This window comes from Streptomyces sp. NPDC005004 (assembly GCF_053600675.1).
Window position 1 is genome coordinate 31,281 of the sequence record NZ_JBSGAH010000017.1, and the last position, 20,463, is coordinate 51,743.

The 20,463-nt window shown below is 72.9% G+C and carries 17 protein-coding genes; 9 read left to right on the top strand and 8 right to left on the bottom strand.

All coding sequences use genetic code 11. The annotated features are described in order from the left end of the window. Positions 1-121 precede the first annotated feature (121 nt). The gene (locus ACWEEU_RS23420; RefSeq protein WP_451734719.1) at positions 122-1,075 is read left to right on the top strand and encodes a DMT family transporter; all 954 of its coding nucleotides are present in this window, start codon (positions 122-124) and stop codon (positions 1,073-1,075) included. A gap of 10 nt (positions 1,076-1,085) precedes the next feature. On the opposite strand, the gene ACWEEU_RS23425 is transcribed toward ACWEEU_RS23420, so the two are convergent. The 4 genes from ACWEEU_RS23425 to ACWEEU_RS23440 form a co-directional block, all read right to left on the bottom strand. After that, complete coding sequence (locus ACWEEU_RS23425) at positions 1,086-2,180, bottom strand: Zn-dependent alcohol dehydrogenase (protein ID WP_451734721.1); 1,095 nt, start codon at positions 2,178-2,180, stop codon at positions 1,086-1,088. Between the two features lie 14 nt (positions 2,181-2,194). After that, positions 2,195-3,583 carry an aldehyde dehydrogenase family protein gene (locus ACWEEU_RS23430; protein ID WP_451734723.1) on the bottom strand — a complete coding sequence of 463 codons (1,389 nt, stop codon included), beginning with the start codon at positions 3,581-3,583 and terminating at the stop codon, positions 2,195-2,197. A gap of 111 nt (positions 3,584-3,694) precedes the next feature. After that, positions 3,695-5,941 carry a molybdopterin oxidoreductase family protein gene (locus ACWEEU_RS23435; protein ID WP_451734725.1) on the bottom strand — a complete coding sequence of 749 codons (2,247 nt, stop codon included), beginning with the start codon at positions 5,939-5,941 and terminating at the stop codon, positions 3,695-3,697. A 145-nt stretch (positions 5,942-6,086) separates the two neighbouring features. Continuing rightward, entirely contained in the window at positions 6,087-6,701 is a 615-nt protein-coding gene (locus tag ACWEEU_RS23440; protein ID WP_451734821.1) for a TetR family transcriptional regulator, read from the bottom strand. A gap of 123 nt (positions 6,702-6,824) precedes the next feature. On the opposite strand from ACWEEU_RS23440, the gene hmgA reads away from it, so the two are divergent. From hmgA to ACWEEU_RS23455, 3 genes are all read left to right on the top strand, one after another. Further along, positions 6,825-8,138 carry a homogentisate 1,2-dioxygenase gene (hmgA, locus tag ACWEEU_RS23445; RefSeq protein ID WP_451734727.1) on the top strand — a complete coding sequence of 438 codons (1,314 nt, stop codon included), beginning with the start codon at positions 6,825-6,827 and terminating at the stop codon, positions 8,136-8,138. Positions 8,139-8,193: 55 nt separating this feature from the next. Then, entirely contained in the window at positions 8,194-8,943 is a 750-nt protein-coding gene (locus ACWEEU_RS23450; RefSeq protein ID WP_385744408.1) for a GntR family transcriptional regulator, read from the top strand. Positions 8,944-9,019: 76 nt separating this feature from the next. Further along, positions 9,020-10,171 (top strand): type ISP restriction/modification enzyme, encoded by a 1,152-nt coding sequence (locus tag ACWEEU_RS23455; RefSeq protein ID WP_451734729.1) that lies wholly within the window; start codon positions 9,020-9,022, stop codon positions 10,169-10,171. Positions 10,172-10,415: 244 nt separating this feature from the next. Here the strand turns inward: ACWEEU_RS23455 and ACWEEU_RS23460 are convergent, their stop codons facing one another. The 3 genes from ACWEEU_RS23460 to ACWEEU_RS23470 all read right to left on the bottom strand — a co-directional run bounded on the left by ACWEEU_RS23460 (position 10,416) and on the right by ACWEEU_RS23470 (position 12,160). Beyond that, a complete protein-coding gene (locus ACWEEU_RS23460; protein ID WP_037802194.1) occupies positions 10,416-10,685 on the bottom strand; it encodes a hypothetical protein in 270 nt (89 codons plus the stop codon). A 126-nt stretch (positions 10,686-10,811) separates the two neighbouring features. Beyond that, positions 10,812-11,621 (bottom strand): anti-sigma factor, encoded by an 810-nt coding sequence (locus ACWEEU_RS23465; protein WP_451734731.1) that lies wholly within the window; start codon positions 11,619-11,621, stop codon positions 10,812-10,814. Further along, positions 11,618-12,160: a sigma-70 family RNA polymerase sigma factor gene (locus ACWEEU_RS23470; RefSeq protein ID WP_451734733.1), complete on the bottom strand. Its 543-nt coding sequence runs from the start codon at positions 12,158-12,160 to the stop codon at positions 11,618-11,620. Before ACWEEU_RS23470 ends, ACWEEU_RS23465 begins: the two co-directional genes overlap by 4 nt. Positions 12,161-12,377: 217 nt before the next feature. Here ACWEEU_RS23470 and ACWEEU_RS23475 point away from each other — a divergent pair, with 217 nt between their 5' ends. The 4 genes from ACWEEU_RS23475 to ACWEEU_RS23490 all read left to right on the top strand — a co-directional run bounded on the left by ACWEEU_RS23475 (position 12,378) and on the right by ACWEEU_RS23490 (position 18,948). Continuing rightward, complete coding sequence (locus ACWEEU_RS23475) at positions 12,378-13,916, top strand: DUF4331 domain-containing protein (protein WP_451734735.1); 1,539 nt, start codon at positions 12,378-12,380, stop codon at positions 13,914-13,916. 83 nt (positions 13,917-13,999) lie between these two features. After that, a complete protein-coding gene (locus ACWEEU_RS23480; protein WP_451734737.1) occupies positions 14,000-15,589 on the top strand; it encodes a tetratricopeptide repeat protein in 1,590 nt (529 codons plus the stop codon). After that, positions 15,586-17,322: a HoxN/HupN/NixA family nickel/cobalt transporter gene (locus tag ACWEEU_RS23485; protein ID WP_451734739.1), complete on the top strand. Its 1,737-nt coding sequence runs from the start codon at positions 15,586-15,588 to the stop codon at positions 17,320-17,322. Before ACWEEU_RS23480 ends, ACWEEU_RS23485 begins: the two co-directional genes overlap by 4 nt. 27 nt (positions 17,323-17,349) lie before the next feature. Further along, a complete protein-coding gene (locus tag ACWEEU_RS23490) occupies positions 17,350-18,948 on the top strand; it encodes a serine/threonine-protein kinase (protein WP_451734741.1) in 1,599 nt (532 codons plus the stop codon). Between the two features lie 13 nt (positions 18,949-18,961). Here the strand turns inward: ACWEEU_RS23490 and ACWEEU_RS23495 are convergent, their stop codons facing one another. Beyond that, a complete protein-coding gene (locus ACWEEU_RS23495; protein WP_385744396.1) occupies positions 18,962-19,756 on the bottom strand; it encodes an SGNH/GDSL hydrolase family protein in 795 nt (264 codons plus the stop codon). Between the two features lie 306 nt (positions 19,757-20,062). Between ACWEEU_RS23495 and ACWEEU_RS23500 the strand changes: the two genes are divergently transcribed. Further along, complete coding sequence (locus ACWEEU_RS23500; RefSeq protein WP_451734743.1) at positions 20,063-20,449, top strand: hypothetical protein; 387 nt, start codon at positions 20,063-20,065, stop codon at positions 20,447-20,449. Positions 20,450-20,463 lie beyond the last annotated feature (14 nt).

A 20,463-nucleotide genomic window follows, 5' to 3' on the forward strand; every position in this document is an offset into this window, starting at 1 on the left:
TGGGACGCGGGTCCGGTGTGGCTGGTCGCGCCCGCGCGGCGGAGCCGCGTACCGACCCAGCCCCGCGCCCCTTCGTCCAGGTGCTGTTGGCTGTGAAGTCCCCTTCCTCTCAAGGAGCTTGATGAACGTGTCCTCGTCCCGGTCCGTGCTGCCCACCGCGGCCGCCGTCGTCACCGTTGTGCTGTGGGCCTCCGCCTTCGTGGCGATCCGGGCCGCCGGGGACGCCTACTCGCCGGGGGCGCTGGCGCTCGGGCGGATGCTGGCCGGGAGTGTCGCGCTGGGCGCGCTGTGTCTCGTACGGCGCGAGGGGTGGCCGCCGCGTGCCGCGTGGCGGGGCATCCTGATCTCCGGGGTGCTGTGGTTCGGGTTCTACATGGTGGTCCTGAACTGGGGCGAGCGGCAGGTGGACGCCGGAACGGCCGCGCTCGTGGTGAACGTGGGCCCGCTGCTGATCGCCCTGCTCGGGGCCCGGCTGCTCGGTGATCCGGTGCCGCCCCGGCTGCTGGCGGGGATGGCGGTGTCGTTCGCGGGCGCGGTGGTCGTGGGGCTCTCCATGTCGTCCGGGGGCGGCGGGTCCCCGGTGCTCGGCGTCGTGCTGTGCCTGCTGGCGGCGGTGGCCTACGCGGGCGGGGTGGTCTCGCAGAAGCCCGCGCTCGGGTCGGCGAGCGCCTTGCAGGTGACGACGTTCGGCTGCCTGGTCGGCGCGGTGTGCTGCCTGCCGTTCGCGGGGCGCCTGGTGACGGAGGCGTCGCGTGCCTCGCTCCCGGCCACGCTGGACATGGTGTACCTGGGGGTCTTCCCGACCGCGCTCGCCTTCACCACCTGGGCCTACGCGCTGGCCCGTACGACCGCCTCGCGCATGGGCGCGACGACGTACGCGGTCCCGGCGCTGGTGGTGCTGCTGTCCTGGCTGGTGCTGGACGAGGTGCCCGGGCCGCTCACGCTGGTGGGCGGGGTGCTGTGCCTGGCGGGTGTGGCGGTGTCGCGCTCCAGGGCGCGGCTGGTGCGGGCCGGGGCCGCCGCCGGGCCGGAAGGGGAGCCGGCGGTCGAACCGGTGGCCGAGCGGCGACCCTGACCCACCGGACTCAGCCGGCGTCCTCGAAGAGCACCAGGGAGCGTCCGCCCTTGCCCGCGAGCATGTTCTCGAAGGCGGAGGGGATGCCGTCCAGGGTGATCCGTTCCGTCACCAGCGCCTTGAGGTCGAGCCTGCCTTCGCGGACGTGCTGGGCGAGGACGGGGAGGTCGCGGGCCGGGTCCGAGTCGCCGTAGACGCAGCCGGACAACGTCCTTCCCCAGTGGAAGAGTTCGAGGGCGTTGAAGGTGACCTGCTGGTCCTTGCCGCCGATGCCGACGACCGTGGTGCGGCCGCCGCGCCGGGTGGATTCCCAGGCGGCGCGGATGGCGGTGGCCACGCCCGCGCACTCCACGGCCACGTCGACACCCTCTCCTCCGGTGATGGCCCGGATCTCGCGTGGCGTCTGCGGGGAGGCGAGCAGGAAGTCGGTGGCACCCGCCCCGCGCGCCAACTCCTCCTTGTCGGCGGAGACATCGACGGCGACGATCCGCTCGGCGCCCGCGATACGCGCGGCCTGGAGCGCGGCGAGTCCGACTCCGCCGACCCCGAACACCGCGGCGGTTTCGCCGGGTTGGACGCGGGCGGAGTGGTGAATCGCGCCGTAGCCGGTGAGGACGGCGCAGCCGAGGAGGGCCGCGTCGGTGAGCGGGACGCCGTCGGGCAGGGGCAGGGCGCAGGAGGCGGGGACGACCGTCTCCTCGGCGAACGCCCCGACATTGAGGCCGGGGTGGAGTGCGGTGCCGTCGGCGGTGTGGGCGTGGACGGCGGCGGCGCCGTTGAGCGCGTTGCCGCACAGCCAGACCTCGCCGCGCGCGCAGGCGGGGCAATCGCCGCAGGCGGGGGCCCAGTTGAGGACGACGGGCGCCCCTGGTGCCAGATGGGTCACCCCCTCCCCCACGGCGACGACGGTTCCGGCGCCCTCGTGACCGAGGACGGCGGGGACGGGGACGCGCAGGGTGCCGTTGGCCAGGGAGAGGTCGGAGTGGCAGACCCCGGCGGCGGCGAGGCGCACCCGGACCTGGCCGGGGCCGGGTGCGGGCAGCTCGATGCGGGTGATCTCCAGGGGTTCACCGACGGCGGGCAGGACGGCGGCTCGTACGGCCATGGTCACCGACTTCCTCAGAACTGGAGGGACTTGGTCTGGAGGTACTCGGCCAGTCCATGGGTGCCGAGTTCCCTGCCGACCCCGGACTGCTTGTAACCGCCGAAGGGGGCGAGGGGGTTGAAGCGGCCGCCGTTGATGTCGACCTGGCCGGTGCTCATCCGGCGCGCGAAGGCGGCTGCCTCCTCCTCGTCACCGGCCCAGACGGCTCCGGCGAGGCCGTAGACGGTGCCGTCCGCGATGCGCAGGGCGTCGTCCTCGTCGTCGTAGGGCAGAACGCACAGGACCGGGCCGAAGATCTCCTCCTGGGCGACGGTCATGTCCGGGGTGACGTCCGCGAACACGGTGGGGCTGACGAACCACCCCTGTGCGCGCGGGGACTCGGGGCCGCCCGCGACCAGCCGGGCGCCCTCGGCGACGCCCTTCTCGATGTAGCCGCGCACGCGGTCGCGCTGGCGTTCGCTGACGACCGGCCCGATGCGGTCGCCGTACTTGGCGGCGGCCTCGGCGGCGAGCGTGACGGCCTCGTCGTACTGGTCGCGGTGGACCAGCATCCGGGTCCACGCGCTGCACGTCTGACCGGAGTTGGCCATCACGTTGGCGACGCCGACCTTGACCGCCTTGGCGAGGTCGGCGCTCGGCAGGATGACGTTGGCGGACTTGCCGCCGAGTTCCAGGGCGACGCGCTTGACGCCCGCGCCGGCCGCCGCGCCGATCCGGCGGCCGACCGCCGTGGAGCCGGTGAAGGACACCAGGTCGACGCCGGGGTGTTCGGCGAGGGCCTGTCCGGCGACCGGGCCGAAGCCGGTGACGAGGTTGAACACCCCTGCGGGTACGCCCGCCTCGTGCACGGCCTCGGCGAAGAGCTGGGCGGTCAGCGGGGTGTTCTCGGCGGGCTTGAGGACGACCGCGCAGCCCGCGGCGAGCGCCGGGGCGACCTTGGCGACGATCTGGTGGAGGGGGTAGTTCCAGGGGGTGATCGCGGCGACGACGCCCACGGGTTCGTGCAGGACGGTGGAGTTGCCGACCTTCTCCTCGAAGGAGTGGGTGGCGGCCAGTTCGGCGTAGGACCCGGCGACCGCGACGGGCAGCCCGGCCTGCACGTTGCGCGCGAAGTCCGGCGGGGCGCCCAGCTCGGCGGTGATCGTCTCGGTGAGTTCGTCCGCGCGGGCGGCGAGCGCGTCCCGCAGGGCGGCGAGGCGCGCGCCGCGCTCGGCCGGGGGCGTGGCGGCCCAGCCGGGGAGCGCGGCGCGGGCGGCGCGCACGGCGGCGTCCACGTCCCGCGCGTCGCCCGCCGGGACGCGGCCGATGATCTGCTCGTCGGCGGGGTTGACCACCTCGATGACGTCCTGGCCCGCTGCTGGGCGCCAGGCGCCGTCGATGTAGAGACCGTCGTGTGCCTTCATGGTGTTCCTCCCGGCGGGTCCGGCGTACGGCGTGTGCTCCAGCGTGGTGCGGGGCGGGCCGGGAAACAAACTAGCGGCGTTAGTTTTCTGCCGCCAGGGGTCCCGGGGCGGTCACCGGGGTTCCGGGACCCCCGGGCGGGACAGCTCGACGGGTATGCCGTTGAGGACGGCGTTGCCGGAGAGCGGGTCGAGCAGGGTGCCGTCGAGCAACTGGTTGACGTTGACGCCCGGTTGGACGGCCGCGTGGCTCTGGCGGGTGCCGGGTCGGTCGTGGCCCCAGCCGTGCGGGAGGCTCACCACCCCGGGCCGGATGCCGTCGGTGATCTCGGCGGGCGCCGTCACCTCTCCCCCGGCGCCTTTCACTCGTACGGGCTCCCCGTCGCGCACGCCGAGCCGGGCCGCGTCCTCGGGGTGGATGTGCAGGGTGCAGCGGTTGGTGCCGCCGGTGAGGGCGGGGAGGTTGTGGAGCCAACTGTTGTTGGAGCGCAGATGGCGGCGGCCGACGAGGACCGGTCCGGCGGGGCGCTCGCGCAGGGCCTGCCGGAGCCGGGGCAGGTCGGCGGCGACGGGGTCGGGCAGCAGCTCGATCCTGCCGCTGACCGTCTTCAGCGGCTGGGGCAGGCGGGAGCGGAGCGGGCCGAGGTCGATGCCGTGCGGGTGGGCGAGGAGCCGGCCGAGGGCGAGGCCGTCCGGGTCGGCGCCGAAGCCGTCGCCGTAGGGACCGAGGCGCAGCATCAGGTCGAGGCGCCGCTCGGGGCCGTCGTCGCCGGTGAGGCGGGCGGCGAGTGCCTTCGGGTCCTGGCCGTGGACCGGGGAGTGGGGCTCCTTCACCGCCTTGGCGAGGGTCTGCTCGACAACCATGGCGTCCACGGAGCCGGGGTCGGCCTCGGGCATTCCCATCGCGGCCAGGACCAGCCGGGCGTGGATCTCGGTCTCGGCCATCCTGCCCGGCTCCAGGGGGACGGCGGGGCGGCTGTAGCGGACCTGGTTGCGGACGGCGAGGGTGTTGAAGGCGAAGTCGTGGTGGGGGCTCTGCGCGGGCGGGGGCGGCGGCAGGACGACGTCGGCGTGGCGGGAGGTCTCGTTGAGGTAGGGGTCGACGGCGACCATGAAGTCCAGTGATTCCAGCGCCTTGTCGAGCCGGTCGCCGTCGGGGGCGGACAGCACCGGGTTGGCCGCGATCACGACGAGGGCGCGCAGCGGTTCGCCCTCCCCGGTCGCGGTGTCGATCTCCTCGGCGAGCGCGGACAGCGGCAGCTCTCCCTTGGCCTCGGGCAGTTCGCGCACCCGGGAGTGCCAGCGGCCGAGGGTGAAACCGCGTCCCGGTCCGGCCGGGCGGGGGGTGCGGTCGGTGGCGGCCTGCGGGAAGAGGGCGCCGCCGGGGCGGTCGAGGTTGCCGGTGAGGGTGTTGAGGACGTCCACGAGCCAGCTCGCCAGGGTGCCGTGCGGGACGGTGCAGCTTCCGATGCGGGCGTAGACGGCGGCGGTGGGGGCGGCGGCGAGCTCGCGGGCGAGGGTGCGGATGAGCGAGGCGTCGACGTCGCAGGCAGGGGCGACGGTTTCGGGGGTGAAGTCGCGGAGCGCTTCACGGAGTCCGGGGAGTCCTTCGACGTGGGCGGCGAGGTCGCCGAGGTCGGTCAGCCCCTCCTCGAACAGGGTGGTGGCCAGCGCGGCGAGCAGCAGGGCGTCGGTGCCCGGGCGTATGGCGATGTGCCGGTCGGCCAGGCGGGCGGTGCGGGTGCGGCGCGGGTCGATCACGGTGAGGCGTCCGCCGCGGGCCCTGAGCGCCTTGAGTCTGCCGGGGAAATCGGGGGCGGTGCACAGACTCCCGTTGGACTCCAGGGGGTTGGCGCCGATCAGCAGCAGATGGTCGGTGTGGTCGAGGTCGGGCACCGGGATGGCGTTGGGGTCACCGAAGAGCAGGCCGCTGGAGACGTGCTTGGGCATCTGGTCGACCGTGGAGGCGGTGAACACCGAGCGGGTGCGCAGCGCGCCGATCAGGACGGACGGGTAGAGACCGCCCGCCACGGTGTGGACGTTGGGGTTGCCGAGGACCACGCCGACCGCGTCGCGCCCGTACCGCTCCGCGACCGGGCGCAGTCCCGCGGCGACGGCGGCGAAGGCTTCCTCCCAGGTGGTCTCGCGCAGCTCGCCGTCCACGCGGACGAGCGGGGCGCTCAGCCGGTCGGGGTCGGCGTCCAGAGCGCCGAAGGCGGCGCCCTTGGGGCAGATGAACCCCTTGCTGAAGACGTCCTCCCGGTCGCCCCGGGCGCCGGTGACACGGGTGCCCTCGATGGTGAGGGTCAGTCCGCACGTGGCCTCGCACAGAGGGCAGATGCGAAGGGCGGTGCGGGACACGGGTCCTCCCGGAGGGGTCGGCGGCGCTGCCTCCCGGGGCCTGGACGCGGGCCTGAACGCTGGACCTGGACCTGGCCGACGGGCTGGGGGGCAGCATACCGACCGGTTGGCATGACGGGGAGCCCCGTGCACGAGACCGGCCGGTTCAGTCCAGTACGCGGCTCAGATAGGCCCGCAGCAGCGCCCGCGTCTCGGCGATGATCGCGGCGTCTCCGCGCGGGTCCGTCCGGAAGGCGAGCTGGACGAGGGTGTCGGCGCTCTCCACGGCCACCAGGAAGACCCGGCGCAGATCCTCGTCCGGGGTGCGGCCGAGATGGCCGGAGAGCAGGTCGGTGAAGCGGTCCGCCACGCGGGTGTTCGGCGCGGACTGGCGGGTGCCGATCGGTATCTGGTTGCCGAAGTCGACGAGGCCGAAGCCGGGCGCGGTGCGCTTCATGTGCAGGTACTCGTCCAGGACCACGTCCATCGCCGCCCGCCAGTCGCCCTTTCGGGTCTGCTCCAGCCGTTCGGTGACGCGCTCGGTGTAGCGGTTGAGGTTGCGCAGGGCGAGGGCGCCGGCCATCTGGCGCTTGTTGCCGAAGAAGCGGTAGACGGAGCCGATGGGGACACCCGCGCGCTCGGCCACGGCGCGGGTGCTCAGCGCGTCGTAGCCGACCTCGTCGAGCAGCGCGGCGCAGGCGTCGAGGATCCGGGTCAGCCGTTCGGCGCTGCGCCGCTGGACGGGCGCACGGCGGAGCGATGTCGCATGGGGCACGGCCACATGATGCCTCGCCACACGGTTCCGGTGAAGCGCGCCCCCTTGCGCCGGGGTCCGCTCATTCCTACGGTGCTACAGAGGAATGGGGCGGCCGACGGAGCGCGTCCCGGGCGCGAGGGAGCGATCATGGGCGCGGACGCGCGGAAGACCGCCGAGGCACTGTCGTATCTCACCGGGTTCGGCAACGAACACGCCTCGGAGGCGGTACCGGGCGCGCTGCCCGAGGGCCGCAACGCACCGCAGCGCGCGCCCTTCGGGCTGTACGCGGAGCAGCTCAGCGGTACGGCGTTCACCGAACCCCGGGCGCACAACCGGCGTTCGTGGCTGTACCGCATCCGCCCCTCGGCCGCACACCCGGAGTTCACCCGCACCGGCAACGGCGCGATCCGTACGGCGCCCTTCACCGAGACGGTGCCGGACCCGAACCGGCTGCGCTGGAACCCGCTGCCCGAGCGGCCCGCCGGGACGGACTTCCTCGCCGGCCTGTGGACCCTGGGCGGCAACGGCGACGCGACGCAGCGGACCGGCATGGCCGTGCACCTCTACCACGCCACCTCCTCGATGGAGCGGGTCTTCTCGGACGCGGACGGGGAACTGCTGATCGTGCCGGAGCGGGGCGGGCTGCTGCTCCACACCGAGTTCGGGCGGCTCCATGTGGAGCCCGCACATGTGGCGCTCATCCCGCGCGGGGTGCGCTTCCGTGTGGAGCTGCTGGACGACTCCGCCCGGGGTTATGTGTGCGAGAACTACGGCGCGCCCCTCCGGCTGCCCGACCTCGGCCCCATCGGCGCCAACGGGCTGGCCAACCCTCGCGACTTCCGGGCGCCCGTCGCGGCGTACGAGGACGAGACGGGTCCGGTGGAGGTGGTGAACAAGTTCTGCGGCAACCTCTGGACGGCCGTGTACGACCACTCCCCGCTCGACGTGGTCGCCTGGCACGGCAACTATGTGCCGTACGCCTATGACCTGCGCCGGTTCAATGTGATCGGCACCATCTCCTACGACCACCCGGACCCGTCGATCTTCACGGTGCTGACCTCGCCGTCGGACACTCCGGGGCTCGCGGGGGTGGACTTCGTGGTGTTCGCGCCGCGCTGGCTGGTGGGCGAGGACACCTTCCGGCCGCCGTACTTCCACCGGAACGTGATGAGCGAGTACATGGGCCTGGTCGAGGGCGCCTACGACGCGAAGGCGGAGGGGTTCGTGCCGGGCGGCGGCTCGCTGCACAACATGATGTCGGCACACGGCCCGGACCGGGAGACCTTCGAGAAGGCGAGCGCGGCGGAGCTGCGGCCGCAGCGGATCGACGACGGTCTTGCCTTCATGTTCGAGACGCGCTGGCCGGTCACCCTCACTTCGCAGGCGGCCGGCGCCGACCATCTCCAGCCACGCTACGACGATGTGTGGCGGGGACTGGAGCGGCACTTCAGGACGCCCTGACCTCGCCCTGACCGCTCCATTGCGCTGATCCTCTCCGACGGGTACGGATAGCCGCGTGACCTCTTTCGCTCCGGATTCGATCGTCCTGAACCGCAAGCTGCCGCTCTGGTACCAGGTGTCGCAGTCCCTGCGCGCCTCCATCCTCGGCCGCTCGCCCCAGGACCCGCTGCGCCTGCCCACCGAGGAGGATCTCGCGCGGCACTACGGAGTGAGCGTGCTGACGATGCGCCAGGCGCTGAAGGAGTTGGAGGACGAGGGCCTGATCAGCCGCCACCGCAGGCGCGGCACCTTCATCGAACCCGACGCCCGGCGCGGGGCCCCGGTGCGGCTGCTCGGCTCGGTCGACGCGATCGTGGCCCAGCAGTCGGGCATGACCAGCGAGCTGCTGGAGCACCGCCGCGTACCGGTCCCCTCGGCCCTCACCGAGTACTTCCCCGATCTCACCGAGGTCGCCGTCTACCACCGCCTGCGCGGCGACGAGAGCACCGGCGAGCCCACCAACCACGCCGTCAACCACGTCCGCCCGGAGCTGGCCGCCCGCATCGATCCGGCGGACCTCGCGCGCCGGCCGATGACGAAGGTGCTGCGGGACGTGGTGGGCGCGGGGATCAGCCGCATCACGGACACGGTGGAGGCGCGGCTGGCCGACCCGGAGACGGCCCGGCTGCTCCAAGTCCCGCTGCTGAGCCCGATCCTGCACTACACGGGGATCACGTACGACGCGGGCGGGCGGGTGCTGGACGTGGCGGTCATCCACTATCGGGGGGACCGGTTCTCGTTCACGGTGACGCTGGACGCGACGTGAGGGCGGGGGCGGGGGCCGCTGTGAGGGTGTGCGGGTCGGGCTGATCCTCGCGTCCGGGAGCCGGACAGGTCGTACGATGCCGGGCGTGACGTACGACGACGACGCTCCGCCGCTGGCGGACCTCATGCCGTGGTCCGTCGCACCGCTGCGGCCGGGCCGCGCGTGGCCGACGGCGCCCGACGCGGCCTCGCTCAAGGCCCGCTGGGCGGCGCTGCTCGCGGCCGAAGGGGCGGACCGCGAGGCTCTGTTCGAGCCGACGCGGGTGCGGTCGACACGGTCGGCGGTCTCGCAGTTGCCCGGCCACCCGGCCGGCACGGAGCGGCTGGCGCGCGCCTCGGGTCCGTGCGCGGAGCCGGTACGGGTGCTGGCGGCGCCGTTCGACGAGCGATGGCTGATCCCGGACCAGCGGCTGCTCGACGCGGCCCGTCCGGAGCTGTGGCGGGTGGCGGACCGGCGGCAGGTGTACGTGGTGGAGACGGCCGGCGACGCGCTTGTGGCGACCTCTCTCCTGCCCACGCTCCCCTCCGGCAGGGTCCGCCCGCTGTACCGCCGCCCCGGTGGCACCGAACCCAACCTGTCGCCGGGCCTGTTGGACCACCTGACGCGGGTACTCGGTGCCCGTCCCACGCCGGAGGACTTCCTGGCGTGGACACTGGCCGCGATCCGGTCCGACCGTACGGTCCCGCTCACGTCCGACACCGAAATCTGGTCGCGGGGCGTTGAGTTGGGTCACCGCCTGCTCTGGCTGATGCGCCGCGACGGCGACCGCCCCAAGCTGCCCGGGGGCCGGCGCCCGTACGTCCGGGCGCCGTTGCCCGCGTGGCCGGGCACCGTGAGCTACGACCCCGACACCGAGACCCTGTGCCTGGACGAGGGCCGCATCTCCCCCGTTCCGCGCTCGGCCTGGGAGCACGAGGTGTCCGAAGTCCGCACCCTGGAAGCCTGGTTCACGGCTCGTACGACCGCGCCGGCACCGGGCACCCTCTCCGCGATCCGCCCCGCGTCCTGGCCGCAGCCCTGGACCTCGGAGCTGCTGGAGCTGATCACTGTCCTGACGCTGCTGGCGGAAATCGCCCCGGCGAGGGCGGAGTTGAAGGTGACGTCACCGCTCACCGCGGCGGACCTCCAGGAGGCGGGAGTGCTTCCGCCTCCGCCTTGGGCGCGTCGACCCGCCTCGGTCCTGGACCATCAGGAGGAGGGTCCGGAGGGGCAGTTCGCGCTGCTCTGACGACGGCGCCGGCACGCCGGACGGCCGACAGCGCGACCACGCTCACGGAGCAGCACGGAGCAGGAAACACCCGGGGCGGGACACGCCGGTCCGCCGCGGAGCGCGCCGTGGGAATGACGGACGGCGGGGCGCGGCGGTGTGCCGGGGCGGCGTGGCAGCCTGAAGCGTGGGTCGTGCGGACGCGGGCCGGAACCGGACGCGCGGGGTGGGCTCGAAGAGAACCCTGGTGCGGTCCGGTGTCCGGTCAGTGACTGCCGAAGAGGGAGCGCCGCAGACGGCGCAGGGGGGCGAAGAGGGAGACCCGGCGGACGCGGGCACCCCGGTCGCTGCGACGGTGCACCGTGTCGCGTGCGGTCAGCTCGCGCATGAGCGAGGTGGCCTCGGCCGTCTTCTGCTGCGGGATGGCGGGGCCCGCCAGCACCGAGAGATGGCGGTCCAGGCGCGAACTGCTCGCGCTGCTCCCGCAGGTGATCGCAGGAACCCTGGCCCTGCTGCGCATCGTTATCTGTTCCATGTCACTCCCCACCCGTACGAATCCACCCGGCCCGGGCAGGGTAACCCTATCGTCCCGGTTGGGCCCACGTGTATCTCGGCCACGGGATTCACCTTCCCCGCAAGGTGGTTGATCATCCCGCTTTGACTACTCTCCGAATCCGACCGATTTCAGGGTGAGTTGGACAATGGGCTGGCCAGTGGGACGCGGTGAGCCGCCGTCCGGCTCGACGGTCACCGCGAGTGACGCAGAGGACTTGTCGAGTCCCTTGGCGACCAAGGGCGTGTCGCCGATGAGGAGCCCGAGGGAGCGCGGTCGCGCGTGGGGGCGCACGAGCCACAACTGGTGGACGCGGCCGCCGGGCGGGGTGCCGTAACCGCTCAGCGTGACGACGGCCCGTCCCTCCGCGGCGGAGGCGATCACGGCCATGCTCTGCCCGCGCGCGTCCTTGCCGCTGGTGGCGCGGGCGTCGGGCGCGGCCAGGACGTGGGCGATCTCACGCGAGCGCGCCTGCTCGGCGGCGAGCCGGTCCTGGGTGCGGTCCGCCTGGACCGCGAAGAGGGAGGCGACGACGAGCGCGGCCGCGGCGGTCGCCGTGGCGAACGGCACGAACAGCGGGCGCGTGCGGCGGGCCGGTGGCGGCTGTGCGCCCCACACATGTGGGGGCAACTGGGCGACACGTTGACGCACATGTGGGGTGGTGGGCTGTTCCTGCGGGGTGACGCGGACCGCGGCGAACACACGCTCGCGCAGGGCGTCGGAGGGCGGGGCGGCGGTGGACCAGGCGAGCCGCACCACGTCGTCGGCGAGGGCGCGGGTCTCGGTGGCGCACCGGGCGCAGGTGGCGAGGTGCCGCTCGAAGCGGCGCCGTTCGCCGGGTTCGAGGGCGTCGAGGGCGTAGGGCGCGGCGAGGGAGTGCGGGTCGTCGCGGCGCAGCAGCCGGCCGAGGAGGCTCACGCGGCACCTCCGAGGCAGTGGCGCAGCCGGGTGAGTCCGTCGCGCATCCGGGTCTTGACGGTGCCGAGCGGCAGGGAGAGGCGTTCGGCGACCTCGCGGTAGGTGTAGCCGTCGTAGTAGGCGAGGGTGACGGACTGGCGCTGGAGCGCGGTGAGCCGGTCCAGGCAGCGGCGTACCCATTCGCGTTCGAGTCCGGCCTCGACCTCTTCGGAGACATGGTCGAAGGCGGGCTCCCCTGCGCGCAGGGCCTCGCGCTGCTCGCGTTCCCCGGCCGCGCGGACACTGCGCACCCGGTCCACGGCGCGGCGGTGGGCGAGGGTGAGGACCCAGGAGAGCGCGCTGCCCCGCGCGGGGTCGAACCGGGGTGCGGAGCGCCAGAGTTCGAGGAGCACGTCCTGCACGACCTCCTCGGACTGGGCGAGGTCGCGCACCACGCGCCGGACCAGTCCGAACACCGGCCCGGACACCAGCGCGTACAACTCCTCGAAGGCCGTCTGGTCGCCGCCGGCCACCCGCACCAGAAGCTGGTCCGCCTCCATCCGGGCCCCCCTCACCTGGCTCCCCCGGCCGCAGCCGGAGCTGCCCGTGACCCCTCGCATCCGCACGAACGCACACCTCCGGCGGTTGATACGGACGGGCGGCCCGAAAACGCGGGTCGCGAACGAGGAAAAGAAAATTCCCCGACGGCCAATCCGAAAGCGCCGTCCGCTCCGTATACCCGTCCGTCAAAGCAAGTTGGCACTGAGGACGGATGGCATGACACCTCTCTTCTCCAGGAGCGGCTCGGGGCGCAAGGGCCTGATACCGCTCATCTGCGGCGCGTTGGCCGCCGGCGGTCTGGCGGCCGCCGGTACCGCCGCACTGGCACCCGGGGCGGCCTCCGCCTCCTCGCACCGCGAGGCCCCGCTGATCTCGGGCACCCCGCAGTACGACAACACCGACCTGTACGCGTTCGTGAGCCCGGACAAGCCGGACACGACGACGATCGTGGCGAACTGGATCCCGTTCGAGGACCCCGCGGGCGGCCCGAACTTCTACACGTTCGCGGACGACGCGCAGTACGACATCCACATCGACAGCAACGGCGACGCGCAGGACGACCTGACGTTCCGCTACACGTTCAAGACGCACACGAAGAACGGGAACACGTTCCTCTACAACACCGGTCCGGTCACCAGCCTGGACGATCCAGACCTGAACGTGACGCAGACGTACGACATCGACGTGATCCGGTCGAAGAACCATCACGTCGTGTCCAAGTCGAAGATGGTCCGGAACGCTCCGGTCGCGCCGTCGAACGTGGGCAAGGCGTCCATGCCGCAGTACGCGAAGCTGCGTGAGCAGGCGATCCAGAAGTCGGCCTCCGGCGCGGCGAGCTTCGCGGGCCAGGCCGACGACCCGTTCTTCCTGGACCTGCGCGTCTTCGACCTGCTCTACGGCGGCAACCTCAGCGAGGTGGGCCGCGACACCCTCAAGGGCTACAACGTCAACACGATCGCCCTCCAGGTGCCCACCAGCCTGATCCGCCAGTCCGCCGACCAGCCGGTCGTCGGCATCTGGTCCACCACCCAACGGCGCAACGCCCAGGGCTACTTCTCGCAGGTCTCACGGCTCGGAAACCCGCTCGTCAACGAGGTCGTCAACCCGCAGAAGGACAAGGACCGCTTCAACGCGTCCCAGCCCGCGTACGACGCGCAGTTCCTGAAGAACGTCACCAACCCCGAGCTGCCGAAGCTCATCGAGGGCATCTACAAGATCAAGGCGCCCGCCGAGCCGCGCAACGACCTGGTCGACGTGTTCCTCAAGGGCGTCAAGGGGCTCAACCAGCCGCCGAACGTGAAGCCTTCGGAGCAGCTCCGGCTGAACACCTCCATCAAGCCCGCCATGCACCCCAAGCGGCTCGGCGTGCTCGACGGCGACAACGCGGGCTTCCCGAACGGGCGTCGGCTCACCGACGACGTCGTGGACGAGGCGCTTCAGGTCGTCGAGGGTGAACTGGTCGGCTCCAAGAACGACTTGGGTGACGCGGTCGACAAGAACGACAAGAAGTTCGAGAAGTACTTCCCGTACGTCGCGGAGCCCACGGCCGGTTCGCGCGGCAAGCTCGCCAAGGGCACGACCGCGGGTGCCGACGTCCGCAGTGCCCTCGGTGACGCCCTCCAGCCCGCCTCCGCCTCCGGCGGCACCGACAACACCGTCCTCATCGCCGGTTCGGCGGCAGCGGGCGCGGCCGGAGTCCTGCTCATCGGCACCGCCTTCGCCTGGTGGCGCCGCCGCGTGCAGCGCCCGTACTGATCCCGACCGGGCGCGGTCCGCACATTCCCCCACGGCGGACCGCGCCCACCCTTCCCACCCCGTCAGGCGACCTTGGAGAGGGCATGACCCCGCGCACGAACGAGACGACCTCCGGCGGAACGGCCGAGGAAACACCCCTGGATCAACGGGGGTTGGCCGATGAGGGGGCGGGGTCCGGGCAGGGTGCCCCGGAGCCGGAGGCGGCGGAGTGCTCCGCGGACCGCGCAACACGCGCAGGGGCGTCAGCGGAAGCCGAGGACACGGCGTCGGGCAGCCGCCCGTCCGCCGGGTCGTCGGCCGACAGCGCCGGGCAGGGCGCCACCGCCCACCCCGCCGGCACGCCCCGTCGCGGTCGGCGCGTCGCGCGGCGCGCCGGGATCGCCGTGCTGCTCGCCATTGCCGTCACCGGCGGGGCCATCGCCGTCGGGGCGGCGCGGGACAGGGCGCCGGTGGCCACCGTGGCCGTGTCGGCTGCCGTCGATCCGGGGGCGTTGGCGAGCGGGGATCCGGATGCCGCGATCGCCGCGTTGCAGGCTCATCTGAAGGCGCAGCCGCGGGATTCCGACGGGTGGGCGACGCTGGGGCTGGCGTATGTGGAGCAGGCGCGGACCAAGGGGGATCCGGCGCGGTATCCGCAGGCGCAGGCCGCGTTGAAGCGGGCCCTCGCGCTGTCCCCGCACAGTGATCAGGCGCTGGCCGGGCGTGCCGCGCTCGCCGCCGCGCGGCACGACTTCACGGGGGCGCTCACGAACGCCGACCGGGCGCTCGCCGAGAACCCCTACAGCGAACGGGCGTTGTCCTCCCGAATCGACGCGCTGGTGGAGCTCGGCCGGTACGACGAGGCGTCCCGCGCCGCCGACACCGCCGACGCCCGCAAGCCGGGGGTGCCGGTGTTCACGCGGTACGCCTACGTCCGTGAGCTGCGCGGCGACGTCCCGGCGGCGCGGCGCGTGCTCGAGCAGGCGCTCGGGGCGGCCACGTCGAAGGGCGACATCGCGTACGTCGCCGCGCAGCTCGGTCAACTCGCCTGGAACCAGGGCGACTACAAGTCCGCCCTCACCTACTACGCCCGCGCGCTCGCCGCCGACGAGAACTACCTGCCCGCGCTGGAGGGCCGCGCCCGCGCGCAGGCGGCGAGCGGGGACCGGGCCGGGGCGGTCAAGGGCATGGAGACGGTGGTCTCGCGCTACCCGCTTCCTGCCCCGCTGGTCGAGCTCGGCGAGCTGTACGAGGCGCGCGGCGCGGCCGGGGACCGTGAACGGGCACACCAGCAGTACGCGTTGGTAGACGCGTGGATCGCCATCGCCCGCGCCAACGGCGTCGACGCCGATCTCGACACCGCGCTGGCCGCCGCCGACCACGGCGACAAGAAGGCAGCCCTGCGCGCGGCCCGCGCCGAGTGGTCCCGCCGCCACACCGTGCACACGGCGGACGCGCTGGCCTGGGCGCTGCACGTCAACGGCCACGACCGCGAGGCCCTGCCGTACGCCCGCCGCGCCACGGCGACCGGCTACCGCAACGCCCTCTTCCGCTACCACCGCGGCATGATCGAACTGGCCACCGGACACAAGAGCGACGGCCGCGCCTCGCTGAAGTCTGCGCTCAAGCTCAACCCCGGCTTCTCCCCGCTCGGCGCCGCCACGGCCCGCAAGGCACTGGAGGGCACCAAGTGACCGTTCAGCGGCGCCCGCTGGCGCTCGCCGCCGTCCTCACCGGCGCCTGCGCGCTCGCGCTCGGCCCGGCGACGGCAGCGAGCGCGCACCCGCTCGGCAACTTCACCGTCAACCACTACGACGGTCTCGTGGCCGCGCCCGGCGAGCTGCGCGTCACGCACGTCGAGGACCTGGCGGAGATCCCGGCAACCCAGGCCAAGCCCGACCTCGAACGGCTCGGCACGGCGGAGTGGGCCCGGCAGCGCTGCGCGGCGGCGGCCCGGGGCAGCAGGCTCACCGTCGAGGGGCGGCCCGTCCCGCTCACCGTCACCGCGGCCACGGCACGGCTGCGGCCAGGACAGGCGGGGCTCGAGACCCTGCGCGTCGAATGCGCGGAGCGGGCCCCGCTGCCCAAGGCCGCGACACTGACCCTCGGCTTCCACAGCGCCGGGGTCTCCTCCGGGCCCGGCTGGCGGGAGATCACCGCGCGGGGCGACCGGATGACCCTGACCCGCTCCGACGTGCCGGAGAGGTCGGTCTCCCGTGAACTCACCAGGTATCCGGCCCAGTTGCTCTCCTCGCCCGCCGACACCTCCACCGCCCGGCTGGGAGTACGCCCCGGCGGCCCGGCTCTGGCGGCGGAGCGGGACGCGCCGGCCGCCTCCGTGCTGCCGCGCGGCGCCGACCGCTGGACCCAGGCCCTGAACGACCTGGTCGCCCGGCATCACCTCACGGCCGGTTTCGCCGCGCTGGCGCTGCTCATCGCGGTCCTGCTCGGCGCGATGCACGCGCTGGCCCCCGGACACGGCAAGACGATGATGGCCGCGGCCGCCGCCGCGCGGGGCGGCCGGGCCCGGATGCGGGACGTGCTGCCCCTGGCCGCCTCGGTGACCGTCACCCACACCCTCGGCGTGGTCGGCCTCGGTGTCCTGGTCACGGCGGGCTCCGCCGCGGCACCCTCGGTGATCGCCTGGCTGGGCGTGGCGAGCGGCGCGCTCGTGCTCGTGGCGGGGGCGACGCTGGTCCGCAGGGCGTGGCGGGGCGGACGGCTCGCGGAGCACGGGCAGGAACACGCGCACGGGCACGACCATGGGCACGAGCACCACCACGACCACGGTCACGCGCATCCGCACCCGCACCCGCACACCCACGCCCACGCCCACGCCCACGAGCACGCCGAGTCCCGGCCCTTGGCCCTGGTGGGCTCGGGGCACGAACACACCCGGGCCGAGCACCATGTGCACGAACACCGTGTGCGTGAGCACCATGTGGGCGGCACTCATGGGGATGGAACACATGTGGACGACACCCATGCGCACGACCACCCCCACCCCGACAGCCCCCATCCCGGCACCCCCCACCCTCTCGTCCACACCCACAACGGCCACACCCACTCCCACCCCACCGCCCCCACCCTCCGTGGCACGATCCTGCTCGGTTTCGCCGGTGGCCTCGTCCCCAGCCCCTCCGCGGTCGTCGTACTGGTGGGTGCGGCGGCACTCGGCCACGCCTGGTTCGGGCTGCTCCTGGTCGTCGCGTACGGCGCGGGCCTCGCGCTGACGCTGACGGCGGCGGGCTTCGCCGTCGTCCGGCTCGGCTCACGGGTGAACCGGGTCCTCGACCGTCACCCCCGCCGCACCGCGCACCCCCTGACCGCCCTGGCCCGCCGCTTCCTCCCGCTCGCCTCGGCCCTCACCGTCGTCGCCCTCGGCGCCGGATTGATGCTCAAGGGGGTCGCAACGGCCATGGGCTGAGCTACTTTTGGGGAGGAATCACGCGAGATGCCGTGGGGGTCGCCCGTGCCAGAGGAACCCGGACGCGACCGCTTGATCGCGGGCCGCTACCGACTGCTGTCCCCGCTGGGCCAGGGCGGCATGGGCACGGTGTGGCGCGCCCGTGACGAGGTGCTGCACCGCGACGTGGCCGTCAAGGAGGTGCGGGCACCGGCGGGGCTTCCCGCCTCCGACGTGGAGCGGATGTACGCCAGGCTGGAACGCGAGGCGTGGGCGGCGGCCCGCATCTCGCACCGCAACGTGGTCACGGTGTACGACGTGGCGATGGAGGGTGGCCGCCCCTGGATCGTCATGGAACTGGTGCGCGGGCGCTCGCTCGCGGACGCCCTGGAGGCGGACGGACCACTGCCGCCGGACCGCGCCGCCCGGATCGGCGCCGAGGTGCTGGCCGCGCTGCGCGCCGCGCACATCGCCGGGGTGCTGCACCGGGACGTGAAGCCGGCGAACGTGCTGCTCGCCGAGGACGGCCGCGTGGTCCTGACCGACTTCGGCATCGCCACGGTCGAGGGCAGCTCGGCCATCACCATGACCGGCGAGGTGATCGGCTCGCCCGAATTCCTGCCGCCGGAGCGGGCATTGGGGCGTACACCGGGCCCGGAGTCGGACCTGTGGTCGCTGGGTGTGCTGCTGTACGCCGCCGTCGAGGGCGGTTCGCCGTTCCGCCGGGACACCCCGCTGAACACCCTGCGCTCGGTGGTCGAGGACGAGTTGCCGGAGCCGCGCCGGGCCGGTCCGCTCGCGCCGGTCGTCCGGGGGCTGTTGCGCAAGGACCCGGCCGAGCGCCTCCCCGCCGACCGCGCCGAGCAGGATCTGCGCCTCGTCGCGGCGGGCGGCACGCCCCGTACGGAGACGGCACGCGTCTCGCCGTACGCCACCACCGTCCGGGCCTCGCAGCCGCCGTCCCCCACTCCGCCCCTGCCCGTCGCCGCCCCGCTCCCGGAGGATCCCCGGCAGCCCGCGACGACGAGCCGAGGCGCCCGGGTCGCCCTGATCGCGGGTGTCCTCGCGCTCGTCCTGGCCGTGACGGGCCTGACGTACGCCCTGCTCAACCGCGACAACGGAGACCAGGGCGACGAGGGCAAGTCCAGCAAAAGCCCCACCGGCAACACCACCACCCACTCCCCCACCCGGAACACGAAGACCGCCGCACCACCGCCCGCCCGCTCCAGCGGCGCGGCCAGCACCACGCCCGCCCAGTCCGTGCGCGTCACGGTGGCCGGGGAGCACACGGAGTACGACGGGACCTGCCCGCCCGGGGAGGACGACGCGCCCGCCTTCACGGCGACGTTCACGGTGGGGAAACTGCCCGCGGAGGTGGAGTACCGCTGGCGGCTCAGGCACGGCTCGCTGCCGGACGACGGCTGGCGGACGCTGTCGTTCCCGGAGGGCGGGGAGCGGACCAAGCGGGTGCGGGTGACCGTGACGACCTGGTCGGACAGCGGGACGATCGAGAACGCGATCGGCGTGGAGGTGCGCTCCCCGGTGAAGACGGAGTCGGACCAGGTGCCGTTCTCGGTGACGTGCCGGAAGACGACGACGGAGACCCCGTCGGACGGGGCCTCCGCTTCGGCCTCTTATTCACCCTGACGGGTGACTCGGGTCAAGCAGCGCTGTTCAGGACGGGGAGGTAGCCGCCCGACTGCCCGGCCGCCGTGGGGTGGTAGGACTCGCCGATGTCGAGCCAGTCGACGCTGTGCAGCCAGGAGTCGCCGGAGCAGATCTCGTGGCCGGAGAACGTGTTGCGGACGTCGCCGAAGACGAACCCGTGGGCCTGGGCGCGCTTCTGGATGGCGCTGTCGATGTAGTCGGAGGCGGCGTTTATGGCGGACCGCTTGGTCTCGGAGAGGCCGAGGCAGCTCTGCCCGAGGAGGTAGAAGCGGGGGTAGCCGATGACGACGACCCGGGCGGACGGGGCACGGGCGCTGATCTGGTTGTAGACGGCGTCGAGCTTGCCGGGGAGCGTGGAGTCGATGTACGCCCGCGCGGTGTTGATGCGGGACAGGCAGGTGCTGTCGGACTGGATGACACAGGTGGTCATGACGTCGGCGAAGCCGGCGTCGTTGCCGCCGATGGTGATGGACACCAGTCCGGTCGAGGAGTTGAGCGAGCCGAGCTGGTTGGCGAGCACATCGTCGGTGCGCGCGCCGGAACAGGCGTTGAAGGCGAACGAGGACGGGCTGTGCGCGGCGTTCCAGAGGTAGGGGTACGCCTTGGTGCTGCGGTCGCAGTCACCGCTGGAGCTGATGTAGCTGCCCGAGCCGACTCCGGAGGAGTAGGAGTCGCCGAGAGCCACGTAGCCGCCACCGGCTGCCTGAGCCTGTCCGGCTCCGGCCATCCCGAGGCCGGTGGCGAGGAGGAGTGAAGTCACGTATGCCGCAAGTCGGGTACGTCTCATGGAACCTCCCTTTAGCAGGATCTCTGCCGCAACTGTGGTACCGGCTACGCGCGTTGATCGGAAGTGTTCATGCCAAAACTATTTGGCTCTCAACTATCTCTCGACAGGATCGCCCCAGGAACTTCACGGCCCCACATATTGCGCAGGCTTTACAGACGTGTTGACGGCACATCACATGAGCGACCTGAGCACGGCGTTCACACCCTTCACGGGAACGCGCATACGAAACAGGCCGTCTTGACGGCCCGCGCACGACTGGGACACATTGAAGCCCGGCATCCGACGCGTCGGGGGGCAAGTCGGCCCATGGGGTCAATATCTGTCAAGTCATCATCGAAAGACGCGAGTTCACTGCTCGCGGGCGCCGCGACGGCGGTCGCCGGATGCGGCGCGCTGCTCGCGCTCACGGACTCGCACACGCCGTTGCGCGGCCCGTCGACCCTGTTCTTCCTGCTGGCCGCGCCGGCCGCGGCGATCTGGCTCGCCCTGCGCGGGCTCGACACCTACGGCCGGCTCGTCGTCGCGCTCGCGGGGGCGATCGTCATCGACATGCTCGTGGCGCAGGCCATGCTCGCCGTGCACCGCTGGTCGGTGCGGGGCGGGATCGTAGCCGTGACCGGTCTGAGTCTGCTCCTCTTTCTGGTCATTTTCCGTCGTATGAAGGCGAGTTCGGGAAAACGGCTGCCGGAATGAGGAACATGGGCCAA

Excerpts from the sequence above, each read along its gene's own strand:
- hmgA (WP_451734727.1), top strand. The coding sequence starts at position 6,825 with ATGGGCGCGGACGCGCGGAAGACCGCCGAGGCACTGTCGTATCTCACC.
- ACWEEU_RS23490 (WP_451734741.1), top strand. The coding sequence starts at position 17,350 with ATGCCGTGGGGGTCGCCCGTGCCAGAGGAACCCGGACGCGACCGCTTG.
- ACWEEU_RS23425 (WP_451734721.1), bottom strand. The coding sequence starts at position 2,180 with ATGGCCGTACGAGCCGCCGTCCTGCCCGCCGTCGGTGAACCCCTGGAG.
- ACWEEU_RS23470 (WP_451734733.1), bottom strand. The coding sequence starts at position 12,160 with ATGGAGGCGGACCAGCTTCTGGTGCGGGTGGCCGGCGGCGACCAGACG.
- ACWEEU_RS23420 (WP_451734719.1), top strand. The coding sequence starts at position 122 with ATGAACGTGTCCTCGTCCCGGTCCGTGCTGCCCACCGCGGCCGCCGTC.
- ACWEEU_RS23480 (WP_451734737.1), top strand. The coding sequence starts at position 14,000 with ATGACCCCGCGCACGAACGAGACGACCTCCGGCGGAACGGCCGAGGAA.
- ACWEEU_RS23475 (WP_451734735.1), top strand. The coding sequence starts at position 12,378 with ATGACACCTCTCTTCTCCAGGAGCGGCTCGGGGCGCAAGGGCCTGATA.
- ACWEEU_RS23430 (WP_451734723.1), bottom strand. The coding sequence starts at position 3,583 with ATGAAGGCACACGACGGTCTCTACATCGACGGCGCCTGGCGCCCAGCA.
- ACWEEU_RS23500 (WP_451734743.1), top strand. The coding sequence starts at position 20,063 with ATGGGGTCAATATCTGTCAAGTCATCATCGAAAGACGCGAGTTCACTG.
- ACWEEU_RS23460 (WP_037802194.1), bottom strand. The coding sequence starts at position 10,685 with ATGGAACAGATAACGATGCGCAGCAGGGCCAGGGTTCCTGCGATCACC.
- ACWEEU_RS23495 (WP_385744396.1), bottom strand. The coding sequence starts at position 19,756 with ATGAGACGTACCCGACTTGCGGCATACGTGACTTCACTCCTCCTCGCC.
- ACWEEU_RS23455 (WP_451734729.1), top strand. The coding sequence starts at position 9,020 with ATGCCGGGCGTGACGTACGACGACGACGCTCCGCCGCTGGCGGACCTC.